23 protein-coding genes, 1 other RNA gene and 1 pseudogene are annotated in these 26,455 nt (G+C 62.8%); 8 read left to right on the top strand and 17 right to left on the bottom strand.

What is annotated here, in order from left to right; genetic code table 11:
• Positions 1-19: 19 nt before the first annotated feature.
• The gene (locus AC0L2U_RS11870; RefSeq protein ID WP_127397998.1) at positions 20-607 is read right to left on the bottom strand and encodes a 5-formyltetrahydrofolate cyclo-ligase; all 588 of its coding nucleotides are present in this window, start codon (positions 605-607) and stop codon (positions 20-22) included.
• 96 nt (positions 608-703) lie between these two features.
• A non-coding RNA gene (gene ssrS / locus AC0L2U_RS11865) (6S RNA) lies at positions 704-859 on the bottom strand.
• A gap of 148 nt (positions 860-1,007) precedes the next feature.
• Between ssrS and AC0L2U_RS11860 the strand changes: the two genes are divergently transcribed.
• From AC0L2U_RS11860 to msrB, 4 genes are all read left to right on the top strand, one after another.
• Complete coding sequence (locus tag AC0L2U_RS11860; protein WP_473601954.1) at positions 1,008-1,847, top strand: AAA family ATPase; 840 nt, start codon at positions 1,008-1,010, stop codon at positions 1,845-1,847.
• Between the two features lie 86 nt (positions 1,848-1,933).
• Complete coding sequence (locus tag AC0L2U_RS11855; RefSeq protein WP_473601952.1) at positions 1,934-2,380, top strand: GNAT family N-acetyltransferase; 447 nt, start codon at positions 1,934-1,936, stop codon at positions 2,378-2,380.
• 7 nt (positions 2,381-2,387) lie between these two features.
• Complete coding sequence (locus tag AC0L2U_RS11850) at positions 2,388-3,578, top strand: vWA domain-containing protein (RefSeq protein ID WP_473601951.1); 1,191 nt, start codon at positions 2,388-2,390, stop codon at positions 3,576-3,578.
• Positions 3,579-3,929: 351 nt separating this feature from the next.
• The gene (msrB, locus tag AC0L2U_RS11845; protein WP_473601950.1) at positions 3,930-4,334 is read left to right on the top strand and encodes a peptide-methionine (R)-S-oxide reductase MsrB; all 405 of its coding nucleotides are present in this window, start codon (positions 3,930-3,932) and stop codon (positions 4,332-4,334) included.
• An 83-nt stretch (positions 4,335-4,417) separates the two neighbouring features.
• On the opposite strand, the gene AC0L2U_RS11840 is transcribed toward msrB, so the two are convergent.
• The 13 genes and pseudogenes from AC0L2U_RS11840 to AC0L2U_RS11780 all read right to left on the bottom strand — a co-directional run bounded on the left by AC0L2U_RS11840 (position 4,418) and on the right by AC0L2U_RS11780 (position 19,230).
• Positions 4,418-4,729, bottom strand: a complete 312-nt coding sequence (locus tag AC0L2U_RS11840; RefSeq protein WP_127270382.1) for a hypothetical protein — start codon at positions 4,727-4,729, stop codon at positions 4,418-4,420.
• A 7-nt stretch (positions 4,730-4,736) separates the two neighbouring features.
• Positions 4,737-5,177 (bottom strand): hypothetical protein, encoded by a 441-nt coding sequence (locus AC0L2U_RS11835; protein ID WP_473601949.1) that lies wholly within the window; start codon positions 5,175-5,177, stop codon positions 4,737-4,739.
• Positions 5,178-5,352: 175 nt separating this feature from the next.
• The gene (locus AC0L2U_RS11830) at positions 5,353-5,613 is read right to left on the bottom strand and encodes a DUF2312 domain-containing protein (RefSeq protein ID WP_013529099.1); all 261 of its coding nucleotides are present in this window, start codon (positions 5,611-5,613) and stop codon (positions 5,353-5,355) included.
• Between the two features lie 155 nt (positions 5,614-5,768).
• Positions 5,769-9,227, bottom strand: a complete 3,459-nt coding sequence (gene pyc / locus AC0L2U_RS11825) for a pyruvate carboxylase (protein ID WP_127808995.1) — start codon at positions 9,225-9,227, stop codon at positions 5,769-5,771.
• Positions 9,228-9,515: 288 nt separating this feature from the next.
• Complete coding sequence (locus AC0L2U_RS11820; protein ID WP_127382923.1) at positions 9,516-10,634, bottom strand: branched-chain amino acid ABC transporter substrate-binding protein; 1,119 nt, start codon at positions 10,632-10,634, stop codon at positions 9,516-9,518.
• Between the two features lie 137 nt (positions 10,635-10,771).
• On the bottom strand, positions 10,772-11,119 hold the full coding sequence (locus tag AC0L2U_RS11815; RefSeq protein ID WP_127320415.1) for a DUF6867 family protein: 348 nt from the start codon (positions 11,117-11,119) through the stop codon (positions 10,772-10,774).
• Between the two features lie 111 nt (positions 11,120-11,230).
• Positions 11,231-11,959: an ABC transporter ATP-binding protein gene (locus tag AC0L2U_RS11810; protein WP_127296224.1), complete on the bottom strand. Its 729-nt coding sequence runs from the start codon at positions 11,957-11,959 to the stop codon at positions 11,231-11,233.
• A gap of 17 nt (positions 11,960-11,976) precedes the next feature.
• Positions 11,977-13,083 (bottom strand): annotated as a pseudogene (locus AC0L2U_RS11805) (ABC transporter ATP-binding protein); the annotation flags it as partial.
• Positions 13,083-14,678, bottom strand: a complete 1,596-nt coding sequence (gene livM / locus AC0L2U_RS11800) for a high-affinity branched-chain amino acid ABC transporter permease LivM (protein ID WP_127320417.1) — start codon at positions 14,676-14,678, stop codon at positions 13,083-13,085. The gene livM and the pseudogene AC0L2U_RS11805, both read right to left, overlap by 1 nt.
• Positions 14,679-14,682: 4 nt before the next feature.
• A complete protein-coding gene (locus AC0L2U_RS11795) occupies positions 14,683-15,585 on the bottom strand; it encodes a branched-chain amino acid ABC transporter permease (RefSeq protein ID WP_013529092.1) in 903 nt (300 codons plus the stop codon).
• Positions 15,586-15,919: 334 nt separating this feature from the next.
• The gene (locus tag AC0L2U_RS11790; RefSeq protein ID WP_473601948.1) at positions 15,920-16,921 is read right to left on the bottom strand and encodes a 4-hydroxyproline epimerase; all 1,002 of its coding nucleotides are present in this window, start codon (positions 16,919-16,921) and stop codon (positions 15,920-15,922) included.
• A 32-nt stretch (positions 16,922-16,953) separates the two neighbouring features.
• Positions 16,954-18,291, bottom strand: a complete 1,338-nt coding sequence (locus AC0L2U_RS11785; protein ID WP_164873768.1) for an NAD(P)/FAD-dependent oxidoreductase — start codon at positions 18,289-18,291, stop codon at positions 16,954-16,956.
• A 45-nt stretch (positions 18,292-18,336) separates the two neighbouring features.
• Positions 18,337-19,230: a dihydrodipicolinate synthase family protein gene (locus tag AC0L2U_RS11780; protein WP_128288057.1), complete on the bottom strand. Its 894-nt coding sequence runs from the start codon at positions 19,228-19,230 to the stop codon at positions 18,337-18,339.
• Between the two features lie 69 nt (positions 19,231-19,299).
• On the opposite strand from AC0L2U_RS11780, the gene AC0L2U_RS11775 reads away from it, so the two are divergent.
• Complete coding sequence (locus tag AC0L2U_RS11775; RefSeq protein ID WP_164873767.1) at positions 19,300-19,992, top strand: GntR family transcriptional regulator; 693 nt, start codon at positions 19,300-19,302, stop codon at positions 19,990-19,992.
• Between the two features lie 52 nt (positions 19,993-20,044).
• Here the strand turns inward: AC0L2U_RS11775 and AC0L2U_RS11770 are convergent, their stop codons facing one another.
• Together AC0L2U_RS11770 and AC0L2U_RS11765 are read right to left on the bottom strand one after the other, a co-directional pair.
• Positions 20,045-20,344 (bottom strand): hypothetical protein, encoded by a 300-nt coding sequence (locus tag AC0L2U_RS11770; protein ID WP_127808989.1) that lies wholly within the window; start codon positions 20,342-20,344, stop codon positions 20,045-20,047.
• Between the two features lie 413 nt (positions 20,345-20,757).
• Entirely contained in the window at positions 20,758-22,254 is a 1,497-nt protein-coding gene (locus tag AC0L2U_RS11765; RefSeq protein ID WP_473601947.1) for a CoA-acylating methylmalonate-semialdehyde dehydrogenase, read from the bottom strand.
• 215 nt (positions 22,255-22,469) lie between these two features.
• On the opposite strand from AC0L2U_RS11765, the gene AC0L2U_RS11760 reads away from it, so the two are divergent.
• From AC0L2U_RS11760 to AC0L2U_RS11750, 3 genes are all read left to right on the top strand, one after another.
• Entirely contained in the window at positions 22,470-23,351 is an 882-nt protein-coding gene (locus tag AC0L2U_RS11760) for a LysR family transcriptional regulator (protein ID WP_292139743.1), read from the top strand.
• 219 nt (positions 23,352-23,570) lie between these two features.
• Positions 23,571-24,014, top strand: coding sequence for a hypothetical protein (locus tag AC0L2U_RS11755; RefSeq protein ID WP_292139742.1), 444 nt, complete (start codon positions 23,571-23,573; stop codon positions 24,012-24,014).
• Entirely contained in the window at positions 24,011-26,167 is a 2,157-nt protein-coding gene (locus AC0L2U_RS11750) for a phospholipase D-like domain-containing protein (protein ID WP_292694680.1), read from the top strand. Before AC0L2U_RS11755 ends, AC0L2U_RS11750 begins: the two co-directional genes overlap by 4 nt.
• Positions 26,168-26,455 lie beyond the last annotated feature (288 nt).

Genomic DNA, 26,455 nt, shown 5'->3' with positions numbered 1-26,455 from the left:
ATGCGTCCCTTGTACTTATCTACAATTTTGGCGCGAAGCGGCGCAACCCGCTCTCGGTGAGTATTTCCGCAATGACGACGTCATGTTCCTCATCCGGCACCATTGCCACCTCCTGGCAGTCGAAGGCGATGCCGACCAGCCGCGGCGGCCGGCCCCTGTCGATCAGCTTGGCGATGGCGCGGTCGTAATAGCCGGCACCGTAGCCGATGCGATGGCCGCGCGCATCGAAAGCGGCGAGCGGCACCAGCATCACCGAGGGGTCGAGCACCTCGGCTTCCTCGTGGGGGCCGACCGTGCCGAAACCCATCTCGACCATCGGCGCGCCGCGCACCAGTTCGCGAAAGACGATCGTGGTCTTGTCGAGAATGGCCGGCAGGCAAAGCCGTGCGCCCTTTTCGCGCAAGGCAAACATCAGCGGCCGAACGTCGACTTCCGAACGCATCGGCCAAAAGCCGGAAACGATCTGGCCCGGCTCGACGTGGAGATGATCGCGCGCCGTCTCCGCCATTTCAAGCGCGACCTCCACCCGCCAGAACTCATCGAGCGCGTTGCGGCGTCCGAGGGCCTCACGGCGAAGCTGCTTTTTCAGGTCTTTGAGAGAGGTCATTCAGCCAGGGTAGAAAAGGTCAGATCTGGATGGAGTTTTGGGAGCGACGTTTTCCACCGCAATCATCCACCGAAATGCGGGACGCGTGGCAGTAAGTGACGATCCACACAACCGGTGGAGAGAGCGATCCCGGGAACCTACAAAGTAGGTGGGCGCCGTGTGAGAAAACCCACGGGTCTTCCCAGGGACAGCTCCCTAAGGATCGTTAAGGCCCCGGGGAAAATGTTCTCCTGCCGGGAAGCACAGACCGTCCCGCCCAATATAGGCTGCCGGCCGGCTAAGCGCCAGTGAGACGGGCATATGTTTCCATCAGGGTTCAAGCCCATTCGCCGCGGCCGGCGCACCCTTGCACAGGGTGAGCCGCGTCCTTACGGTTGCCATGACCAACCGAGGAGCAAGAATGCGTTTCGAAGGCACGGCGGCCTATGTCGCCGACAAGGATCTGATGGTGGCCGTCAACGCGGCGATCGCGCTGGAGCGGCCCTTGCTGGTCAAGGGCGAGCCAGGCACTGGCAAGACGGAACTCGCCCGCCAGGTGGCTGCTGCACTCGGCGTCGACCTCATCGAATGGCACGTCAAGTCGACGACGCGGGCGCAGCAGGGCCTGTACGAATATGACGCCGTCTCGCGGCTGCGCGACAGCCAGCTTGGCGACGAGCGCTTCAACGACATCAGGAACTACATCAAGCGCGGCAAACTCTGGGAGGCGTTCGCCGCCGGCAGGAAGGTCGTGCTTTTGATCGACGAGATCGACAAGGCCGACATCGAATTCCCCAACGACCTCCTGCAGGAACTCGATCGGATGGAGTTCTTCGTCTACGAGACCGGCGAAACCATCCGCGCCGCCGTCAGGCCGATCGTCATCATCACCTCCAACAACGAGAAGGAGTTGCCGGACGCGTTCCTGCGCCGCTGCTTCTTCCACTACATCCGCTTTCCCGACGTCGACACGCTGCACAGAATCGTCGATGTCCACTATCCCGGCATCAAGCAGAACCTGGTGCGCGCGGCGCTGACCCAGTTCTACGAAATCCGCGACGTGCCCGGCCTGAAGAAGAAGCCGTCGACCTCCGAGGCGCTCGACTGGATAAGGCTGCTGGTCGCCGACGACATCGCGCCGGAAGATCTGCGCGCCGATCCGAAGAACGCCCTGCCCAAGTTGCATGGCGCATTGCTGAAGAACGAGCAGGACGTGCATTTGTTCGAGCGGCTGGCCTTCATGGCACGAAGGCAGCAATAGGGCAGCAGCAGCGCTTTCCCTCCTGTGGACCGTTGCCCGCAGCCGAACAGGCAGGCAGCTTCGGCCAAACCTTCAGAGGAGATGACATGTCTGAGATTATCATCCGCCCGCTCGTGCAGTCCGACCACGCCGACTGGCGGCGGCTGTGGACCGACTACCTCACCTTCTATGAGACGAAGCTGCCGGAAGAGGTCTACGCCATCACCTGGAAGCGGCTGTTCACCGAAAGTGAGTTCGAGCCGAAAGGCTTCATCGCCACGCTGGACGGCAAGGCGGTTGGGCTCACCCACTATCTCTACCACCGCTCCGGCTGGTCGGAAAAAAACAACTGCTATCTGCAGGACCTGTTCGCCGACCCTGACGTGCGCGGCAAGGGCATCGGCGCTGCGCTGATCGAGGCAGTGAGACAGGAAGCCGAAAAAGTCGGCGTCAAGAACGTCTACTGGATGACGCACGAGACCAACACCACCGCGCGCAAACTCTACGACCATGTCGCGCGCCGCACCGGCTTCATCGAGTATGATCTGCTGTAGATAGACAATGTTCATCCCCTTTTTCCTCGAACTGAAGGCCGCGCGTGTTCCCGTTTCGCTCAGGGAATATCTGTCGCTGCTGGAGGGGCTGGAAGCCGGGCTGGTCGACTACGACGTCGAAGGCTTTTATTACCTCGCCCGTGCGGCGTTGGTGAAGGACGAGCGCCACATCGACCGCTTCGACCAGGTGTTTGCCCATGTCTTCAAGGGCATCGAAGCACTGGGCGGGCCGGATGCCGTCGATGTCGCCAATATCCCTGAGGAATGGTTGCGCCGCCTCACCCAAAAGCACCTGAGCGACGAAGAGAAAAAACTGGTCGAGGCGCTGGGCGGTTTCGAGAAACTGATGGAAACCTTGAAGCAGCGGCTGCAGGAGCAAAAAGGCCGCCACCAGGGCGGCTCGAAATGGATCGGCACCGGCGGCACCTCGCCTTTCGGCGCCTATGGCTACAATCCCGAAGGTGTGCGTATCGGCCAGCATGAAAGCCGCAACCGCCACGCGGTGAAGGTGTGGGACAGACGTGAGTTCAGGAATTTCGACGATGCCGTCGAACTCGGCACCCGCAACATCAAGATCGCGCTGAAGCGCTTGCGTCGCTGGGTGCGCGAAGGCGCCGAGGAGGAATTCGACCTGCCCGGCACCATCCACGCCACCGCCGAACATGGCTATCTCGACGTGCAGACGCGGCCCGAACGGCGCAACGCGGTGAAGCTTTTGATGTTCTTCGATGTCGGCGGCTCGATGGACGACCACATCAAGAGCGTCGAGGAGCTGTTCTCGGCCGCCCGCGCCGAATTCCGCCAGCTCGAATATTTTTATTTCCACAACTGCCTCTATGAGGGCGTGTGGAAGGACAATCGCCGCAGGCATGCCGAGGTGATTTCGACCTTCGACCTGCTTCACAAATACGGTCCGGACTACAAGGTGATCGTCGTCGGCGACGCCTCGATGAGCCCTTACGAGATCGCTCACCCCGGCGGTTCGGTCGAGCACTGGAATCCGGAGGCAGGCAGCGTCTGGCTCGGCCGCCTGCTGCAGCAATGGCCGAACGCGGTATGGCTGAACCCCGAAGACCCCAGGAACTGGGGCTACACCCATTCGATTGCGATGATCCGCGACATCTTCGGCGGCCGCATGTTCCCGCTGACGCTGGCCGGGCTCGAAGGCGCGACCAAGCAGCTTTCAAGGAAGCATTAGTTGTCAGAGGTGCGGAACCATCACCTCAGAGACCATCAATCGTGAAAGTTAGCGCCGCCCCTCACTGTCCTGCCGGACATCTCTCCCCGTAAACGGGGCGAGAGGGCCTGGCCGCAACGCCGGCGCCTTTCTTGCAACGCTGACAATTGGCGAAATCGCGGACGACAGGGCCCCTCGCCCCGTTTACGGGGAGAGGATGCCGGCAGGCAGGTGAGGGGCGGCGCAGACGCCTGAAGAAGGGGGAATTCAACCTTGGAACGTCAGACACTGGGCAGTCGTGTAACAAATGCCTATCTTGACGCGAATATCCGGTTGCAATCAACAACGAGCCGGCAAGGCTGAGGAGATCACATGGACACCCACACCTACCCTGTAACCCGCACCGACGACGAATGGCGCGCCCGGCTGACGTCGGAGCAGTATGCCGTCATGCGCGGTCACGGCACCGAGCGGCCGGGAAGCTGCGCTTTGCTCTACGAGAAGCGCGCCGGCACCTTTTCCTGCGCCGGCTGCGACCAGCCCTTGTTCGAATCCAAGCTGAAGTTCGAGAGCGGCACCGGCTGGCCGAGCTTCAACGACCCGGTGCCGGGCTCGGTCGAAAACACCATGGACCGCAGCTACGGCATGGTTCGCACGGAATGCCATTGCGCCCGCTGCGGCAGCCATCTCGGCCATGTCTTCGAGGACGGCCCGCCGCCGACCGGCCTGCGCTATTGCATCAACGGCGTGGCGCTGAAATTCGAGCCTTCGGCCTGAGCCATCCGGGTTCGACACTATGAAAGGGCGGCATCTGTCGCCCTTTTCGTTTAAGTATCCGTTGCCCCCCTCTGGGCAGACGATCAGACCACGATCATCGCCACCAGCCACAGCGTAGCGCCCAGCGTCATCATCCAGGCCTTGGCACCGGGTATCTTTTCGGTGGTCCGCCACACCGCCAAGGTCAGGAACAGGCTGTAGGGCACCGACGCGAAATGCACTGCCAGCACAAGCCCGAGCGGCAACTTCAATCCGAGCAGAACGAGCGCCAGCACCGATGCGGCGATGCTGACCGCGGTGCCGACGAGGACGAGGTCGCGCCAGAACAGCCGGTCGAGCGGCACCTGGCCTTGCCAGCGTGAGCGGAAAAAGGAGCCGATACCTTCTGGCAACACCGGATGTCTATCCCTGCACCAGGACTTCGGTTACGGCACGCTCGAAGCGCGAACATTCGGTCACCAGCCAGTCGGCCATGGCTGGCCAGTTATCCTCGGCATAGCAGTTCACCCGCCACATCGAATTGATGCCGAGATCCTCGCAACTCTGTTCCGGCCTGAGCTTCAGCCTGGCCTCGATATCAGGCTGGAACGGCTTCAGCCGCGACCACGCCTGCGTGGCGCCGAACTTCTCGTTGCGGCCGAAGAAGACGCCGACCTGACTCTGCGCCGGCGCGACATACATGGAAAGGACCAAGGCGAAGTCGGGCAGCCCGCGCTGCCAGAACCAGGGTCCGCGCCTCGCCATCGAAGCCGTTTCTTCCGGATGCCGCTCGGCGAACAGCGTCCAGAAGCCGCGCTGGCGGAATTCAGAGGCGCGGCGGGCGCCGAAGTCGAATTCGCTCATGGCTCGATGCTCGCTTCGGCATCATGCTCGGCCCGAGACTGTTTCGAAATTCGCTCTGGCGAGTCATATGGTGGTGGTTTCGAGAACCGGAGCGGAGCGTACTTAAAGTACGCGAGCACCGGAAGCGCAGAAAACGCCAACAGATGGCCGCGAGAGTAGAATTTCCAGACAGTCTCTACACCATACCGAGTGCGGCCTTGTATAGATCGAGGATGGTTTCCTCTTCCTGACGCTCGGCCTGGTCCTTCTTGCGCAGCCGGATGATCGTGCGCATCGCCTTGGTGTCGAAGCCGGTGCCCTTGGCCTCGGCGAACACTTCCTTGATATCGTCGGAAATGGTTTTCTTCTCTTCCTCGAGCCGCTCTATGCGCTCGATGAAGGCACGCAGCTGGCCGGCGGCAACAGTCTGGCTGGTATCGGTGATATCGTCGGCCATATTTTTCTCCAAAAGCATCGGCTCCGCGACTCGCGGACGACTGCGGCAAAATTTGAGCCGGTTCGATGCCCGACCGGCGGCGGCGGGTCAAGCCGTTATCGACCAAGCCGCGCGGGCTGCCGCCAGAAGCCGACAACCAGTCCGTTTTGCGAACTCTAATTGAAAGCGATCAGCAGATCCTTGGCATCGATCTGGTCGCCTGCCTTGACCAGCACCTCGGCGACCGTGCCGTCGCGCTCGGCATGCAGCGCCGTCTCCATCTTCATCGCTTCGATGGAAAGCAGCACGTCACCGGCCTTCACAGCCTGGCCGGCAGCCACCGAAAGCGCCGAGACGACGCCCGGCATCGGTGCGCCGACATGCGCCTCGTTGCCGGGTTCGGCCTTGCGGCGGGCCTTGGCGGCGGACGCGCCATGCGCCCGGTCGGGCACCTTGACACGACGCGGCTGGCCGTTGAGCTCGAAGAACACGGTGACCATGCCCTTCTCGTCGACATCGCCGATGGCCAGGCAGCGCACCACCAGCGTCTTGCCCTTCTCGATGTCGACGAAGATCTCGTCTTCCGGCTTCATGCCGTAGAAATAGGTCGGCGTCGGCAGGACGCTGACCGGCCCATAGGTTTCCTGCGCGCCGGCGAAATCCGTGAACACCTTCGGATACATCAGCCACGAGGCGAATTCGAACTCCGACAGCTTGCGCTCGAGCTTTTCCTCGATTTCCTTGCGGTTGGCCTTGAGGTCGGCTGGCTTGAGCAGCGAACCGGGCCGCACCGTGATCGGCTTGTCGCCCTTCAGCGCCTTCCTCTGCAGCGCCGTCGGCCACCCGCCTGGCGACTGGCCAAGATCGCCGCGCAGCATCGAGACGACCGAGTCCGGAAAGGCGATATCCTTGTCCGGGTTTTCGACATCGGCAACGGTCAGGTCCTGACTGACCATCATCAATGCCATGTCGCCGACGACCTTGGAGGACGGCGTCACCTTGACGATGTCGCCGAACATCAGATTGACGTCGTGATAGGTCTGCGCCACCTCGTGCCAGCGCGTCTCCAGTCCGAGCGAGCGCGCCTGTTCCTTCAGATTGGTGAACTGCCCGCCCGGCATCTCGTGCAGATAGACTTCCGAAGCCGGCCCCTTGAGGTCGCTTTCGAAGGCGGCGTACTGGTTGCGCACCGCTTCCCAGTAGAACGAGATCTTCCTGATCCATTGCGGGTCGAGACCGGGGTCGCGTTCTGTGCCCTTCAGCGCCTCGACGAGCGAGCCAAGGCATGGCTGCGAGGTGTTGCCGGAGAAAGCATCCATCGCCGCGTCTATGGCGTCGACGCCGCTTTCCACCGCCGCCAGCACCGTCGCCGCCGACAGGCCCGACGTGTCGTGGGTGTGGAAATGGATCGGCAGGTCGGTCGCCTCGCGCAGCTCCTTGAACAGCACGCGTGCCGCCGCCGGCTTCAACAGTCCGGCCATGTCCTTGACGGCGATGATGTGGGCGCCGGCCGCCTGCAATTCCTTGGCCAGGCCGACATAGTATTTGAGGTCGTATTTCGCCCGCGCCGGATCGAGGATGTCGCCGGTATAGCAGATCGCCGCTTCGATCAGCTTGCCCTCGGCGCCGACCGCATCCATGGCGACGCGCATGTTGTCAACCCAGTTCAGGCAATCGAAGACCCGGAACAGGTCGATGCCACCGCTTGCTGCCTGCTTGACGAAATGCTGCACGACATTGTCGGGATAGTTGGTGTAGCCGACGCCATTGGCGCCGCGCAGCAGCATCTGCAACAGCAGATTGGGCGCCGCCTCGCGCACCAGCGACAGCCGCTCCCACGGATCCTCGGTGAGGAAGCGCATGGCGACGTCGAAGGTGGCGCCACCCCAGCATTCCAGCGATAGAAGCTGCGGCAAGGCACGCGCATAGGTACCGGCGATGCCGGCAATGTCATGCGTTCGCACACGGGTGGCGAGCAACGACTGGTGGCCATCGCGCATCGTCGTGTCGGTGACCAGCACTTGCCTCTGATCGCGCATCCAGGCGGCGAACTTCTCCGGCCCGAGCACATCCAGCTTCTGCTTGCTGCCGCCGGGCACATTGCCGTTGAGGTAAGGCACCACGGGTGCGGCCGCATCGGCCTTCGGCTGCGGCCGGCCGCGCGTCTCGGGATGGCCGTTGACGCTGACGTCGGCGAGATAGTTGATGAGCTTGGTGGCGCGGTCCTGGCGCTTGACCTGCTGGAACAGTTCCGGCGTCGTGTCGATGAACTTGGTCGTGTAGGAATTGTCGGCGAAGCTCGGATGGTTGATGATCGCTTCGAGGAAGGTCAGGTTGGTGGCGACGCCGCGGATGCGGAACTCGCGCAGCGCCCGGTTCATGCGGGCGATGGTCTCGGCCGGCGTCGGCGCCCACGCCGTCACCTTCTCCAGCAGCGGATCGTAGAAGCGGGTGATGACAGCGCCCGAATAGGCGGTGCCGCCATCGAGGCGGATGCCGAAGCCTGTTGCGCCGCGATAGGCGGTGATGCGGCCGTAATCGGGGATGAAATTGTGTTCGGGATCTTCCGTGGTGATGCGGCACTGCAGCGCGTGGCCGTTCAGCCTTATGTCCTTCTGCGCCGGCACGCCTGATTCCGGTGTGCCGATGGCAAAGCCGTCGAGGATGTGGATCTGCGCCTTGACGATGTCGATGCCGGTGACCTGCTCGGTGACGGTGTGCTCGACCTGGATGCGCGGATTGACCTCGATGAAATAGAATTTGCCGGTGTCGGCATCCTGCAGGAACTCGACCGTGCCGGCGCCGATGTAACTGGTCTCGCGGGCGATCTTCAGCGCATGGCCGCAAAGCTCCTCGCGCTGCGACATTTCGAGATAGGGCGCCGGCGCTCGCTCGACGACCTTCTGGTTGCGGCGCTGGATCGAACAGTCGCGCTCGAACAGGTGCACCGCATTGCCGTGGGTGTCGCCCAGCACCTGCACCTCGACATGGCGGGCGCGTTCGATCAGCTTTTCAAGATAGACCTCGTCCTTGCCGAAGGCGGCTTTCGCCTCGCGCTTGCCCTCGGTGACTTCACGGGCAAGGTCGGCTTCGGCGCGGATGGCGCGCATGCCGCGGCCGCCGCCGCCCCATGACGCCTTCAGCATCACCGGATAGCCGATTCCCTTGGCCAGTTTCTTGACCGCCTCCATGTCATCCGGCAACGGATCGGTGGCGGGGATCACCGGCACCCCGACCTCGATGGCGAGATTGCGCGCCGCGACCTTGTTGCCGAGCCGCCGCATTGTGTCCGGCTTCGGCCCGATGAAGGTAATGCCGGCTTCGGCACAGGCGTCGGCGAATTCGGGACTTTCCGACAACAATCCGTAGCCGGGATGAATAGCATCGGCACCCGACAGCCTGGCGACGCGGATCACCTCCTCGATCGACAGATAGCTTTCGATCGGCCCCATGTCCCGGGTCAGATGCGGCCCGCGTCCGACCTGGTAGCTCTCGTCGGCCTTGAAGCGATGCAGGGAGTATTTGTCTTCCTCGGCCCAGATCGCCACGGTTTTGAGGCCGAGTTCGTTGGCCGCGCGAAAAACGCGAATGGCGATTTCGGACCGGTTGGCGACGAGGATCTTCGTGATGGCCAAGGACTGGGCTCCAGCAACGGAAGGAAGAGAAATCGGCGCAATGATTAGCGTGAAAATGCTGCAGTGCAAACAAAATTGACGTGCGTTTAAACCGATTGAAATGGAATCATTGCGCCAGAAGCCCTTCGCATTCATCCGAACAGCAAGAAAAGCGCCGGCTTTGCAGTTAGCGCACGATCATTCACCGGCTAAGGACCCGGCTCTGTCGGCCGCCCCCTGAACGTGATGGGAAAAGAAAATGCCCGGCGCGAGGCGCCGGGCATCCGTAAACGGTCTGGAGACTGACGCTTACATCTTCTGGATGTAGGTGTACTTGCCGTCGTCGCCCTTCTTCCATTCGTACATGACGTAGCCGGGCAGCGTCGGGTCGCCCTTGGCGTCATAGGACAGGTCGCCGAGCACGGTCTTGAACGGGCCGTTTTCATGCAGCGCCTTGGCAACTGCCTGCGGGTCGTTCGACTTGGCAACGGTCGCTGCTTCGGCAAGCGCCTGCACGGCAGCGTAGGCGTAGAGCGTATAGGCTTCCGGCTCGAAACCCTGCGCACGGAACTTCTCGACGAGTTCCTTGTTGGCAGGGATCAGGCGCGGATCCGGGCCGAACGTGTTGAGCGTCCCCGCAACCGCGTCGCCCGCGATCGAAGCCAGCTCGTTCGACACGATGCCGTCGCCGGAAATCAGCGTCGCCTTGAGGCCCTGGTCGGCCGCCTGGCGGATGATCAGGCCGGCTTCGGTATGCAGGCCGCCCCAATAGATGATGGAAACGCCGGCTTCCTTCATCTTGGCGATCAGCGCCGAGAAGTCCTTGTCGCCGACATTGATGCCTTCGTACATGACTTCCGTCACGCCGGCGGCGTTCATCGCCTTCTTGGTTTCGTCGGCAAGGCCCTGGCCGTAGGTGGTCTTGTCGTGCACGACGGCGATCTTGGCGTCCTTGAAGTTTGCGGCGAGATAAGCGCCGGCGATGCTACCCTGCTGGTCATCGCGCCCGCAGGTGCGGAACACGTTCCACAAGCCGCGCTCGGTGAGCTGCGGGTTGGTGGCAGCCGGGGTGATCTCGACGATGTTGTTTTCCGCATAGACTTCCGACGCCGGGATCGAGACGCCCGAGTTGAAGTGGCCGACCACGAACTTGACGCCGTCGCCGACGAACTTGTTGGCAACCGAGATGCCCTGCTTCGGATCGGAGACATCGTCGCCGACTTCGAGCTTGATCTGCTCGCCGTTGATGCCGCCCTTGGCATTGATGTCGGCGACAGCCGCTTCCGCACCCTTCTGAAGCTGTGCGCCGAAGGCGGCATTCGGACCGGTGATCGGGCCGGCAACGCCGAACATTACATCGGCCCACGCGTTGCCGCCGAACGCGACAAGCGCGGTCAGGGCTACGGCGGACAAAAGTGACTTTTTCATTTAAACGCTCCCATTTACGGAGTGGGCGTGGATGAAGCTTTCATGCGATGCCCACCCTTATCGCAGAAAGCATAGTTTGCCGATTTTCAGGCACTTGTCACGCCGATTCAATTCCGAGGCGGCGTTAATGATGAACGTCAACCTTTCGGTTTCCAGCTCAAGATTGAAGCTCTTTCGTAGAGCCAATTATACTGTGTCACCATCTGGTTGGTGCGCGTGTATTGATAGCCGACGAAGCCGAGGATCATCAGCACGATGGTGTCGACGACATAATAGTGCAGCGAGAACATGGTGCCGCCGAACAGCGCGTGATGGATGAAGCGGATCGCGATGCCGAGGCCCAGCATATAGGCGAACAGCTGGATGAAGCTGCGCCACGTCTGAGCACTGGCCTTGCCCGTCATCCACGCCGCCCAGCCGCCGAGCAGACAGGTGACGAAGAAGAACTGCCAGATCGAGGGTTCCTCATAAAGAATGCCCTGCATGGTGAAGTCTCCTTAGCATGACCCCGAAAAGTTGCGGACTTTCCGGACAAGATCATGCGACAAACAAACAATCTGGAGCAGAATGGCGGATGCACGCATTCCGCTCCGAACTCAGTGGTGCCCGCCTTCGAGATAGGCGGCGCGCACTTCCGGATTGGCGAGCAGCTCCTTGCCGGTGCCGCTCATCGTCACATTGCCATTGACCATGACGTAGCCGCGCGTGGCGAGCTTGAGCGCGCCGAAGGCGTTCTGCTCGACCAGGAACACGGTCAGCCCCTGGGTGCGGTTCAGTTCGCGGATGGCGTCGAATATCTGCTTGACGATCAGCGGCGCGAGACCCAGCGACGGCTCGTCGAGCAAAAGCAGCTTCGGCCGTGCCATCAGCGCGCGTCCGATCGACAGCATCTGCTGCTCACCGCCCGACAGCGTGCCGCCGCGCTGGGTGATGCGCTCTTTCAACCGCGGGAACAGCGTGAACACCTTCTCGACGTCCTCGTCATAGTGCTTGAGGTTGTCGAGGCTGGCGCCCATCTGCAGGTTTTCCATCACCGTCATGCGCGGAAATATCCGCCGGCCCTCGGGCGACTGGGCAATGCGCATGCGCGCGATCTCGTGCGTCGGCATCTGGGTGATGTCGGTGCCGGCAAAGGTGATGGTGCCGGCGCGAGCGCGCGGCGCGCCGAAAATAGTCATCATCAGCGTCGACTTGCCGGCGCCGTTGGCACCGATCAGCGCCACGATCTCACCTTCCTTCACAGTGACATCGACGCCGTTCAGCGCCCGGATGTTGCCGTAATAGGTCTGCACGCCCTTGATATCGAGCAGCGTTGTCGCGGCCATCATTTACGCCCTCCGCGCGGCTTGGCTGTGGGAGGTTTCGCGGCCGGCTTGGCCTTCACCCGCTCGGACGGCTTTCTGGGCGCGGCATTGGCTCTTGCGTCGACTTGACCCGCCTTTGATGCGCCCTTGGCGACCGTAACCCGCTCACCTGAACTGTGGCCCACCGTGTCGGTCACCGGCCCGGCGAGATAGGACGACGATGTCCCCGGACCATGCGCGGCATCCGGCCCTGTATCGAGCTGTTCGATGACATCTTCGTCGCCGACTTCGGTAAGGACCGCTTCGACTTCCTCGTCGTCGACGCCGAGATAGGCGGCGATGACGCGCGGATCGGTGCGCACCGACTGCGGACTGCCGTCGGAGATCTTGCGGCCGTACTCCAGCACCACGACATGGTCGGAGATCTGCATGACCACCGACATGTCATGCTCGATCAACAGGATCGAGGTACCGGATGTGTTCTTGATGTCGATCAGCAGCTCGTTCAGCGCCGCCGATTCCTTCGGATTGAGGCCGGCCGCCGGTTCGTCGAGGCACAGAAGCTCGGGTCCCGTGCACATGGCGCGAGCGATCTCGAGGCGGCGCTGCGCGCCATAGGGCAGGTCGCCGGCCGGGTCGTCGGCACGGTCGACAAGATCGGCCTTTTCCAGCCAATGCTTGGCGAGTTCCACCGATTCGGCCGAAGCCTTGCGATAGCCGCTGAAGCCGAACAGGCCGAGGACCGTGTAGCCCGATGCCTTCATCAGTTTGTTGTGCTGGGCGACCAGCAGGTTCTCCAGCAGGGTCATGCCGGAGAACAGGCGGATGTTCTGGAAGGTGCGCGCCACCTTGGCGCGCGCCGGGATCTCATGGTTGGGCAGCCGCTCGAGCAGGAAGGTCGAACCATCGTTCCGGTTGAGCGTGATCATGCCTTCCGACGGCTTGTAAAAGCCGGTGATGCAGTTGAACACCGTGGTTTTGCCGGCGCCGTTAGGGCCGATCAGCGCGGTGATCTCGCCGCGCTTGGCGGCGAAAGACAGATCGCCGATGGCCACAAGGCCACCGAACTTCATCGACAGATGATCGACCTGCAGGATAGCGTCGTTCACGCCGGAATTGGCCTTCTGAACAGGGTTCGCATTCATCAGCCGTGTCCTTCCTTGGTGAAGGAGCTTGAGACAGCCTTTCGCTCCTTGAGGAAGGCGGTTGGTTCACGACTGCCGACGAAGCCGCGCGGCTTCCACAGCATGACGATGACCATGGCCATGCCGAACAGAAGCATGCGGTAGAGTTCCGGTGTGAAGTCCGGCCCGAAGACCTGCTTGAGGAAGTCGAGTTCGCGCAATGCCTCGGTGCCGCCGATCATCACCATTGCGGCGACCGCGATGCCGACCAGCGAACCCATGCCGCCGAGAACGACGATGGCCAGGATGATGGCCGATTCCAGGAAGACGAAGGATTCCGGGCTGACGAAGCCCTGCCGTGCGGCGAAGAACGCGCCGGCGAAGCCGCCGAACATCGCACCCGTGGCGAAGGCTGTGAGCTTCGTGGTGGTGGTGTTGATGCCGAGCGAGCGGCAGGCGATCTCGTCCTCCCGCAACGCTTCCCAGGCACGGCCGACCGGCATGCGCCGCAGCCGGATGGTGACGAAGGCTGTCAGCAGCGCCAACGCCAGGATCAGGTAATAGAGGAAGATCTTGTAGTAGGCGCTCGATGTCGCCAGATGCAGCACCTTGGCGATATAATTGGGGTCCGACACGTTGAAGGTCATCAGGCCGAAGAAGGTGACCTTCGGGATGCCGGAAATACCGGCCGAACCGTTGGTGACCTCGCGCCAGTTGATCAGCACCAGGCGGATGATCTCACCGAAAGCCAAGGTGACGATCGCCAGATAGTCGCCGCGCAGGCGCAGCACCGGGAAGCCGAGCAGCACGCCCCAGAAGGCGGCCATGGCGCCGGCGGCCGGCAAAAGGATCCAGAACGACAGGCCGTACTGCGTGCCGAGCAGCGCATAGGCATAGGCGCCGACCGCGTAGAAGGCGACATAACCGAGGTCGAGCAGGCCGGCGAGGCCGACGACGATGTTCAGGCCCCAGGCCAGCATCACATAGATCAGGATCTGGATGCCGAAATTGTCGACCCATTTCAGCGAGCCTTGCAGCCCGCCGACGAACGACCAGGACATCAGCGACAGGATCGCCACCACCAGGATCGGATAGAGGATCAGCGCGGCAATGCCTAGTTTGGTGAAGTTGGCATGGATGAAGCCCCGGAAATAATAGATCACGCAGGCCAGCACATAGATGACCGCCAAGGCGCGCAGGAATTGCAGATAGCCCGCCGGCTCCGCTCCCACCCATCCGACGAGAGAACTGTTGACCGCAAACAACACCACCGCCGCGACCAAGGCCACGATGAAGGCCGGCAATTGGAAGAAGCGTGACGCCACGCTGGCCGGCAGCAGACCGGTGGCGACGTCGGTGATCTTCTGGTTGGCCAGGAAGGGCTGGCCATAAGCGACATAGAGGAAGCGCCCGATGGCCGTGGCGATCACCACGGCGGCAAGCAGGCCCCAACGCGTCGTCAGGACCAATTCATTGGAAATGTTCTGGCCGGTCTTCAGGCCGATGAACAGCACGAACAGGCCAAACGATATGGCAGCGGCATAAAGTGACTCGCGCAACGCGCGCTGCATAGGCGTGGCGACGGTGTCGCGCTCCGGAGATACGGTGACGGCCATGGTCTCAGACCTTTTCGACTTCTGGCCGGCCCAATATGCCGGAAGGCAGGAAGATCAGCACGATGGCCAGGATCGAGAACGCCGCGACGTCCTTGTAGTCGATCGAGAAATATGCCGACCACATGCTCTCGATGAAACCGATCATCAGCCCGCCAACCACCGCGCCCGGCAGCGAACCAATGCCGCCCAGCACCGCCGCCGTGAAGGCTTTCACGCCGGGCGTAAAGCCATCAGAGAAGGCAATGACGCCGTAATACATCAGGAACAAAGTGCCGGCGACCGCGGCAAGGGCCGCACCCATGATGAAGGTGATCGAGATGGTGCGGTCGACATCGATGCCGAGCAGCGCCGCCATCTTGCGGTCCTGCTCACAGGCCCGTTGCGCTCGCCCGAGCGAGGTCTTGTTGACCAGATACCAGAACAGCGCCAGCAGCAGCGCCGTGACGACGACGATGATGATCTGCTTCAGCGACACGCTGATGCCGTTGATGTTGTAAACCTGGCTGACCATCGGCGGGATCGGCTTGTTGCGGGGACCCTGCGTCACCTGGACGAAGTTCGACAGCGCGATCGACATGCCGATGGCAGTGATCAGCGGGGCCAGTCGGAACGAACCGCGCAGCGGCCGGTAGGCGACTTTTTCGATTGTCCAGTTGTAGAGGCTGGTGAGCAGCATCGCCACGATCATCATGATCAGCAGCGCCAGCACAACCGGCACGGAATAGAACAGCGCGCCAAGGGCGAGGAAGACGATCAGAGCCGTGAAGGCACCCACCATGAAGATGTCGCCATGGGCGAAATTGATCATGCCGATGATGCCGTAGACCATCGTGTAGCCGATCGCGATCAGCCCATAGATCGATCCCAGCGTCAGCCCGTTGATAAGCTGCTGGACAAAGTACTGCATGTGTACATGGCTCCCCTGGAATGTCGCCCATGCAGACGCATTCCTTTTCGTATTTCCCCTAGTCGTAAAGTTTCGAGCCCGGATTGCAACGTCATTTTTCAATCGTCATGCGTGTTTTCGAAGCACGCTGTCCGATTGCCCGTTTTCCATCATCCGGCCCCTGGACTATCGCGGACCCTACCATTGGCATAACGCAATGTCTTTGACGATTCGACCCCATCATGCGCTCCGTTTCGAAGAAATCGCCGTCAAAATTAGGTGATGAAAGGAATCGTTGCGTTTTTGGCACGATCCGTTTTTCAAGCCGTCGCTTTCCGCAAGGTCAGGATTCCCATCACTTGACAGCAAATCCGTGCGCGAACGGGTCGCGGTCGTCGATGAAGATGGTGTTCAGCCCGGTCATCCGCGCCCAGCCGCCGATAGAGGGAATGATGGCCGGCTTGCCGGCGACGGTGACATCCTTTTCGACCTTGCCCTTGAACAGCGAACCGATGATCGATTCATGGACGAAGCTGTCGCCGGCCTTGAGTTTGCCCTTGGCATGAAGCTGCGCCATGCGCGCCGAGGTGCCGGTGCCGCAGGGCGAGCGGTCGATCGCCTTGTCGCCGTAGAACACGGCATTGCGGGCATCCGCGCCATCCACCGTCGGCGCACCGGTCCACAGCATGTGCGACAGCCGGTTGATGCCCGGGTTCTCGGGATGGACGAAGGAATATTTCTCGTTGAGCCGCTGGCGCACCACCGGGCTCCAGGCGATGAAGTCGCCCGCCGAATAATCGGCCATGTCGCGATAGTTCTTCTGTGGCTCGACGATGGCGTAGAAGTTGCCGCCATAGGCGACATCGACGGTGATTTCGCCGAGCCCGGGGCATTCGACCGTCAGCCCCTCGGCATGGAGGAAGGACGGCACATTGGTGATGCGCACCTCCTCGACATAGTCGCCGACCTGCTTGTATTCAGCGATGACAAGTCCGGCCGGCGTGTCGAGCCGAAGCACGCCCGGCGTCTTCGGCTTGATCAGACCGTGCTCGATCGCCATCGTCACCGTGCCGATCGTGCCATGGCCGCACATCGGCAGGCAGCCGGAGGTTTCGATGAACAGGATGGCGATGTCGCAATCCTCGCGCGTCGGCGGATAGAGGATCGAACCGGACATCACGTCGTGGCCGCGCGGCTCGAACATCAGGCCGGTGCGGATCCAGTCATACTCGGCCAGAAAATGCGCACGCCGCTCCATCATCGTCGCGCCCTGCAGCAGCGGGCCGCCCCCAGCGACCAGCCGCACCGGATTGCCGCAGGTGTGGCCGTCTATGCAGAAGAAGGATTTCTTGGCCATGACGCTCCTCGAAAATCAAAAACACGAAAAAATCAAAATCGTTGCGGACTGAAGGGGGCCAGATCGATCGGCGGAGTCTGCCCCAGGACAAGATCCCTGATCAACCGTCCGGTGGCCGCCGCCTGGGTCAGGCCGAGATGGCCATGGCCGAAGGCATAGACCACCGACCGCTTTCCCGGCGCGCCGCCGATGACGGGCACTGAATCCGGCAGCGAGGGACGGAACCCCATCCATTCGCGCCCGCCCGAGGGATCGAGCCCCGGCAGGAATTTCTGCGCCTTCTGCAGCAGCGCCTTTGACCTGGCATAATTGGGCGGCCGCTCGATGCCGCCGAGCTCGACGGCGCCGCCGACGCGCAGGCCCGTTGCGAGCGGCGTGACGACGAAGCCATGGCCGGAGAAGATCAGCATCCGCTTCACGTCGAAGGCACTCGTCGGCAACGTGGTGTTGTAGCCGCGCTCGGTCTCCAGCGGAATGCGATCGCCGAGTTGCTTCGCCAGCAGATGCGACCATGCGCCTGCTGCGACGACGAGGTGTCGCGCCTGTCTGGTCGTGCCGTCTGCCAATGTCAGCGTCGCACCATCCTGATCCGCCGCGACTTGGCCGATCCGGGCCATCTCAAAGCGGGCACCCTTGCTTTGTGCGTAGGCCCACACCGCCTTGCCCAGCAGTTTCGGGTCGGCGACCGTCTTCCATCCCGGCACGAACGTGCCTTTGATGAAGCGCGGCGACAGCCCCGGCTGCAAGGCGGCCAGCTCCTCGCCCTCGACATGGCGGAAACCGATGCCGAAACGCTCACGCGCCGCCCAGCCGGGCAGCCCGGCCTGGAACTCGGCTTCGCTTTCATAGAGCTCGAGCGAGCCATCCTCGCGCAGCATCGACCGCGTACCGGAGCGATCGAGCAAGCCCATCCACTCCGCCTCGGCGAGCTTCATCATGCCCGCCTGAGCGGCAAGGCTCGCCTCGTATTTCCCCGGCGCACCGGCGCGCCAGAAGCGGATCAGCCAGGGCAGAAGCCTCGGCAGATAGGCGGGCGGAATGCTGAGCGGGCCAAGCGGATCGGCCAGCCATTTCGGCAGCTGCCGGATCATGCCCTTGTGGGCCAGCGGCAGCACATCGGAAAAGGCAAAGGCGGCGGCGTTGCCGGAGCTCGTCTCCTCGCAAATGCCTGTGCGGTCGAAGACGGTGACCCTGCGTCCGGCCTCGGCGAGAGAAGCGGCTGCACAGATGCCGATGATGCCGCCACCGATGATGGCGATGTCCAAGCCTTCTCCCCGTTCACGGGGAGAAGGTGCCCGAAGGGCGGATGAGGGGCGGCGCACCGCTTCTGTCGACTTGGAATTTCCTGACACGTAGGCGCTGCCCCTCATCTGGCTGCCGCCATCTTCTCCCCGTGAACGGGGAGAAGAAAGCCATCAAAATGTCGGCAGCGTCGGCCGAACCGCGAGCGCATCCTTGACGGTCTTCTCGACGGCCTTGCGGCGCTCGCCCGACAGCGGCTGGCGCGGCATGCGAACGCGGTCATTTGTGTTGATCGCGAACACTTCGGCAAGCTTGATGTTTTGGACCAGATAGGTCGAGACATCGAGATCGAGCAGCGGCCGGAACCAGCGGTAGATGGCGAGCGCCTCCTCGCGGCGGCCCTGCTTCATCAGCTGGAATATGGCGACGGTCTCGCGCGGGAAGGCTGTGACCAGTCCCGCAACCCAGCCGATGGCGCCGACCGACAGCGCCTCGAAGGCCAGATTGTCGACGCCGGTGAACAGGTCGTAGCGAGTGCCCAGGCGATTGATGATCTCGGTCGAACGACGGATGTCGTCGGAGGATTCCTTGATCGCGACAAAGCGCCTGTCCGACGCCAGCTCCTCCATCTGGTCGACGCTGACGTCGACGCGGTAGGCAAGCCGGTTGGAGTAGATCATGACCGGCAGGTCGCCCGCCTCGGCGACCGCGCGCAGCGCCGCGACCGTCTCTTCCGCATTGGTGTGGTAGATCGGGCTCGGCACGACCATGAGGCCATTGGCGCCTTCTTTGGCGGCGCGTTTGGCGATGCTGGCCGCCTCGCGTGTGCCGGCCTCGTTGACGGTCAGCAGCACCGGCTTCTTGCCGGCGACCTTCTGTGCGGTCTTCAGCACCTCGATCTTCTCGTCGGGCGACAGCATCGGCCCCTCGCCGAGCGATCCGCAGACGATGATGCCGTCGCAACCGGCCTCCATCTGCAGGCTGAAGCAGCGCTCCATCTCGGCATGATCGAGACGATCATCCGCGGTGAATTTAGTCGTGACGGCGGGAAAAACTCCGGTCCACATGATCATCTCTCCATCTGATATATCAGTGGTATATCTATTAACAAACCCGCTGTCAACGCGGATTCCGTTATGATATATTCAAGATATATCAGGAGAGCGCATTTGATATCCACGGCAGCAAGCACCTCGGCAGAGCCGGCCGCGACCAGGGCCTACCATGTGCTCGAGCACATGATCGTCACGCTCGAACTGGCCCCGGCAAGCTTCGTCACCGAGGGCGCTCTGATCGACAGGCTCGGGCTTGGCAGGACACCGGTGCGCGAGGCGATCCAGCGGCTGGCATGGGAAGGGCTGCTCGACGTCAGGCCGCGCGCCGGCATCGCCATCGCCCCGCTCCATCCCGGCGACTGGCTGCGCGTCCTCGATGCACGTCGCGGCGTCGAGGTGGTGCTGGCCCGCTCGGCCGCCCGCTTCGTCACCCGCGAAGCCGCCGACCTGTTCCACGAAGCAGCGCTCGCCATGCAGAAAGCGGTGATCTCGGGCAACGTGCTTGCCTTCATCCAGGCTGACAAGGCTCTCGACGAAGCGCTGGCGCTGGCTGCCGACAATCTCTTCGCCGCCCGTCTGGCCGCCCCCTTGCAGACCCACAGCCGCCGCTTCTGGTTCCGCTACAAGGCCGAGACCGGTCTTGCAGAATCCGCCGAGCACCATGTCGCACTGATCCGCTCGATCCTTGCTGGCGACGAGGAGGCCGCGGCCAAGGACGCCAAACGCCTGATGGCGCTGCTGCGCGGCCACGCCGAGACGGCCGCCACGCGCTGACCTCTTTTACATCCGGTGCGCTTTCGTCGCCGGCGCTTCCTCGAAACTCGGGTCAAGTCCCTGGCAAGGCAGCCGCCGCCATCAACGAACCGTCCCAGCCTTCGCCCGCCGTGATGACGCAACTCTGACCACGCGTGTCGGTGGCAAGAATTGTCCAGGTGCCCCGGTCGGAGACGAATATCTCAAGAATCAGGCTCGGGTTGACCAGGCCGCGCGCCGCCTCACTTTCGTGGAATTTTTCCCCGAGCGCTTTGATCATATCCGCACGGGCCGCGCATTGCTCCGCCAGCGCCGGGACGGCGGGACACGCAAAAATTGCCGCGAAAAATAGCGTTGCCACAAGACGGGTCATCTGACACCTCCTTGCGCCAGACGATGTCCCCGAAGCTGTCGCCAGCGCCGTTGCTTGATCTGCCGTACCTCCTTGCGGCAGGACTGCAGACCAAGACGGCAGATGCCTATTTGGTTCCATCACATTAGCGTTCAAGCGGATAGGGTCGCCACCGGATTGCAAAAAAACGCCCGGGCGCGAGCGCCCGGGCCTTGAATCCAAATCAATTTGTTGTCCGGTCAGTTCATCGTCGGGATGACGAATTCAGCACCGTCCTTGATGCCGCCCGCGCGACCGCAGCCGAAGGCGAGGACGCGCAACCAAGAAATCGTCCGGTCAATTCATCGTCGGAATGACGAATTCGGCACCATCCTTGATGCCCGCCCGCGCGACCGCAGCCGAAGGCGAGGACGCGCAACCAAGAAATCGTCCGGTCAGTTCATCGTCGGGATGACGAATTCGGCACCATCCTTGATGCCGGACGGCCAGCGCGAGGTCACCGTCTTGGTCTTGGTATAGAAGCGGAACGCGTCCGGGCCGTGCTGGTTGAGATCGCCGAACGAAGATGCCTTCCAGCCGCCGAACGTGTAGTAGGCGATCGGCACCGGGATCGGCACGTTGATGCCCACCATGCCGACCTGGACACGGCTTGCAAAGTCGCGCGCGGCATCGCCGTCACGGGTGAAGATGGCGACGCCATTGCCCATCTCGTGATCGTTGGCGAGCTTGATCGCGCTCTCATAGGTCGGGGCGCGCACAACAGAGAGCACCGGCCCAAAGATCTCTTCCTTGTAGATACGCATGTCCGCGGTGACGTTGTCGAACAGGCAGCCACCCATATAGTAGCCGTCTTCATAGCCCTGCATGGAGAAGCTGCGGCCGTCGACGACCAGCTTGGCGCCTTCCTTGACGCCGGTATCCACGTAGCCCTTAACCCGTTCCAATGCCTGCGCCGTCACCAGCGGGCCGAAATCGGCGGAAGAGTCCGTCGAAGGACCGACCTTCAGGCTCTCGACGCGCGGGATCAGCTTTTCCATCAGCCGGTTGGCGGTATCGTTGCCGACCGGGACGGCGACCGAGATCGCCATGCAGCGCTCGCCGGCCGAGCCGTAGCCGGCGCCGATCAGCGCATCGACGGTCTGGTCCATGTCGGCATCAGGCATGATGATCATGTGGTTCTTGGCACCGCCGAAGCACTGCACGCGTTTGCCGGCGGCCGTGCCGCGCGAATAGATGTAGTGGGCGATCGGCGTCGAGCCGACAAAGCCGATGGCCTTGATGTCGGGATCGTCGAGGATGGCGTCGACCACGTCCTTGTCGCCATTGACGACATTGAGGATGCCCGCCGGCAGACCGGCTTCGAGGAACAGTTCGGCGATGCGCATCGGCACGCCCGGATCGCGTTCCGACGGTTTCAGGATGAAGGCGTTGCCGCAGGCGATGGCCGGCGCGATCTTCCACAGCGGGATCATCGCCGGGAAGTTGAACGGCGTGATGCCGGCGACCACGCCGAGCGGCTGGCGCATCGAATAGACGTCGATGCCGGGGCCGGCGCCGTCGGTGAATTCGCCCTTCATCATGTGCGGTGCGCCGATGCAGACCTCGACCACTTCGAGGCCGCGCTGGATGTCGCCCTTGGCGTCGGCGATCGTCTTGCCGTGCTCGCGCGCCAGGATGTCGGCCAGTTCGTCATAGTCGCGAGCGACCAGTTCGAGAAACTTCATCAGCACGCGTACGCGGCGCTGCGGGTTGGTCGCGGCCCATTTCGGCTGCGCTGCCTTGGCATTCTCGACCGCCGCGCGCAGTTCCGCCTGCGAGGCCAACGCCACCGTGCCGCGCACGGAGCCGTCCATCGGCTGCATGACATCCTGCTTGCAGCCGCTGGTCCCGGCGACATGCTTGCCGCCAATGAAATGACCATAGTCGATCATGATTTCTCTCCCTTGTTTGTGATGCTGCATTGTCCGCCTTTGGCCGGCGGATGGCAACGCGACGGAGAACGCAACCGTTGTGCGGAGAATAGATAACGATTGACGAGCGAGCATCAATTCCCGCAAATGGTGGGATGCAATTGCTGCCGTGCGGATTGAGAGATTGAGTTCCACCACAGAACGCAGCGTCGATAATTGTGATCTGGACCCTCCCCATGAACTGGGATGACGTCCGCATCTTCCTCGCCGTGGCGCGCGCAGGCCAGATCCTTGGCGCCGCCAAACGGCTGGAGCTCAACCACGCCACCGTCTCACGCCGCATCGCCGCACTCGAGGAAGCGCTGCGGACAAAGCTGTTTCGCCGCTTGACCACCGGCAGCGAGCTGACGCCCGCCGGCGAGCGTTTTCTCGACATTGCCGAGCGCATGGAGGGCGACATGATCGCCGCGCGCTCGACCATTTCAGGCGAAGGCGACGACGTTTCCGGCACGGTGCGCATCGGCGCACCGGACGGTTTTGGTGTCGCCTTCCTGGCCAAGCGCCTCGGCGAACTGACCGCCCTGCACCGCGAACTGACGATCCAGCTTGTGCCGGTGCCGCGCTCCTTCTCGCTGTCGCGTCGCGAGGCCGACATCGCCATCACCGTCGAGCGGCCGACCGAAGGCCGGCTGGTGGCGGGAAAGCTGGTCGACTACTCGCTCGGCCTGTTTGCCTCGCGCGCCTACGCCGATGCCAATGGCCTGCCCAAAACCGCCGCCGAACTCGGCCAGCACACGCTCATTGGCTACGTGCCCGACCTCATCGTCAGTCCCTCGCTCGACTACGCGGCCGAATTCAGTGCCGACTGGCGCACCAGCTTCGCCATCTCCTCGGCGCTCGGCCAGGCCGAGGCAGTGCGCTCGGGCGCCGGCATCGGCATCCTGCACACCTTCGTCGCCCGCTCGATGCCGGAATTGGTACCCGTCGACGTAGTCGCGCCGATCCGCCGTGCCTACTGGCTGGTCTATCACGAATCGGTCAGGCCGCTGCGCCGCGTCCAGATCGTCGCCAGCTTCATCACCAAGATGGTTGAGCGGGAGCGAAACCTGTTCGTCTGATGCATGTCGCCCAAAAGTGATCTCGGTTTTGGGAGGACTACATGCATAAAACAAAGACGCCAAAGCGCATCGCATGAATCCGGTCAAACGCGATGCGCTTTAGCCGTGCCGCCTTTTCCTTGCCACAAAACCGGCCAGTGTGACATCAGGCGTGCGGTCGCCGGCTGTGGGCGGACGCCGCACGCGGAGAGATCTTTCAGAAAGCTGGCGCGGATAGACATGCGAGCCGTTCTTGCCATCCTGCCGCTGCTTCTCGTTTCCGCTTGCGCCAACCCGTGGACGAAGGTCCCGGAGGCCGAGCTGCCCAAGCCGATCCGCTACGCAATGGCGCGGCCTTCGCCTTTCGTCCTGGGCAATTATTGCGGCCCTGGCACCCGCACCGGCGACCTGTCGGCCCGGCCGGCCGACCGCCTCGATGCGGCCTGCCAGACGCATGATGCCTGCTATATCGCCCGCCACAACCATTGCGACTGCGACGGCACCCTGGTCGCCTCGGCGAAAGCGATCCGCGACGACAAGACAACGCCACGCAAAATGCGCGGCGAGGCCGAACTGTTGATCGCCACCTTCGCCATTCCCGTCTGCAAGGTCTTCCCGCAAGGCTTCATGCCGCCGCGCGATCCCGCGCAATTGAGCGCCCTGAAGGCCGGAGTCGCCGGGTGAAGGGTCGCGCATCCATCGCCATCGTTTTGTTCGGGCTGGCTGTCCTTGCCGGCTGTGCCGGCGCTGGCCGCAATGCCTGCGATCTCCTGCAAGGCCAGAGCGCTTGCGCGCGACCCGCGCTCTCGGCCGGGACAGCTGGGCCGCGGATCGCCGCCGCGCAGTTTTTCGGTGACGCCGGCACGAGCGACTATGAAAAACGCTTCCTGGCGCTGCTCGCCCACCACCAGCTTGGCGCCATGGACCGCGCCAACGGCACCGGCCCTTTCGGCCATGACCGCCATGAGATCGCCAACAGCGATTTCCAGGCGACCTACCGGACACTGCAAAAACTGGCCGGACCGGTTGCCGAAACGCATCTGCCGCCGGCCGGCGCCAGCAGCGGCGAGGGCCATTTCGACGGACGCTGGCGGGTGTCGCGGCAGACACTCTACATCGATGCGGCTGCGCGGCCCTCGGCGCCCAGGATCTTCGATTTCTCCGGCCTGCAGGCGCGCAGCGTCGAGGTCGTGCTGCGCCAGGCCGGCAAGCAACCGGCCGACATCGAAGGCATCTGCGACGGCACGCTGGCGATCCGTGCCGGCGGCGGTTCACGCACCATCGCCATGGGCACGGCATTCCGTTTTCGCCTGTCCGGCGAGGACGACACGGTCAGCCTGTTTCCGAGTGACGGCCTGAACCGCTGCACCGCAAGGATCCGCTCCAGCCTTGCCCCGGCCGGCGCGCCGCTCACCATTCGGCGCGAAGAGGCCGCCGATCCGGCTCTCGCCGCCTTCGACAGTCGCTACGAGCGTTGCACGACGCCTAACCCCACCGGCCTCGATGCGCTCAGCCGCGCCTTCTATGCCAGCCGCTGGCTGTCGCAGACCTGCGCCTTGCCGATCGGAAAGCCGCGCCTGCTGCGCAAATCGCGCGATGGCTTCAACGCCAAGGTCGAGGCGCTGATGGGGGCGCCGCTGTCCGACAGCGCCATCGACAAGGGCGACCCGGAGCTGCCGCTCGACTTCTCCAAGGCGCCAAGGCTGAAGCTGATCTATCTGTCGTCCCTGGAGTTCAAAGCCGACTTTTCCGGCCGCATCATCGAACGGCTGATCCGTCATCATGCGGCCCTCGGCACCAAGGTGCGCATCCTGGTCACCGACGTGCTGGAGCGCGACAAGGACGACGCCATGCTGCATCGGCTGGCGGCCGAATTCCCCAATGTCGAGCTGCAGGAATATCGCTGGCGGGCGGACCGGGGCGCGCCGATCGACGAGCAGATTTCACAATTGCACAAGGTCCATCACGTCAAGATGCTGGCGACGCTTGCCGACGATCCACGGCGGTCGCGCGCCATCATCGGCGGCCGCAACATCCATGACGGCTTCCTGTTCCACCAGCCGATCGATCTGTCGCGCTATCCCGATCTTGAGCAATACGGCAAGACCGACGGGCTCTCGCTGAACTACTATTCGAACTGGAGCGACTTCGACATCGAGTTCGCCGATCCGGCCACGGTCGAGACCCTTGCCGCGCATCTTTCGACAGTGTGGCTGCGCGACGCCGACACCAATCTGGCGCGCCCCTTCTCCATTCCGGTCCGGTCCGACGGCGCCCGCCCGTCAGGCACGGCACGACACTTCATTTCGGTGCCCTACGAGGACGGCCATGCGCTGGAGGACTATTTCGTCGAACTGGTCGACGCTGCCCAGCACCATATCCAGATCGTCAATCCCTACCTCAACCTGACGCCCAAGCTTGCCCAGGCTGTTGACCGGGCGCTCGCCCGCGGCGTCAGGATCGACATTGTCGGCCGCATCGATCTCAAGGGCGATATCGGCGGCAAGTTTCTCACCGCGCTCAACAAGCTGTTCGTCGAGAAATATGGCGACCGCATCAACATCCGCGAATTCAAGGCGCCTGACGTGGTGCTGCATTCCAAGATCATGATGATCGACGAAAGGTTGGTCGCCATCTCGTCGGTCAATCTCAACAACCGCAGCTTCTTCCACGACAGTGAGAACGGCATGATGGTACTCGATCCGGCCTTCTACACCAGGATGAAGCCGATCTATGACGACTATGTCGCCCACTCCAATCCGGTCGCCACCAATGTAGCGATACCGTGGGCCTATCGGCTGCTGTTCGAAGAAGACTGGGTCCGGCAGGCGTTCTGACGGCGATTATTTGACCAACCCAAATTGAGACAGGGATATGGTCCTAACAGGCTGGCAACTAGCGCGTTCGACGCAGCGAGCGAATAAAGAGCATGAGGGATACGAAAGTGAACGCCGGGTTGCGATTGGAGACCCACCATCCTCCTGACCGTTCTAGGAACTCCGCCTCTAGTGGGTCTGTCGGACCAAGCGGGCCGCCTGCGATATGCTCTCCCTCAGGATGAGGCAGCCTTGCGGCCCTAAGTTCTGCAACGCGCGCACCCAGTTGGTTTAGCCGCGCTCGCAACT

The organism is Mesorhizobium sp. WSM4808, from assembly GCF_055811675.1.
This window is presented reverse-complemented; position numbering and strand designations above follow the sequence as displayed.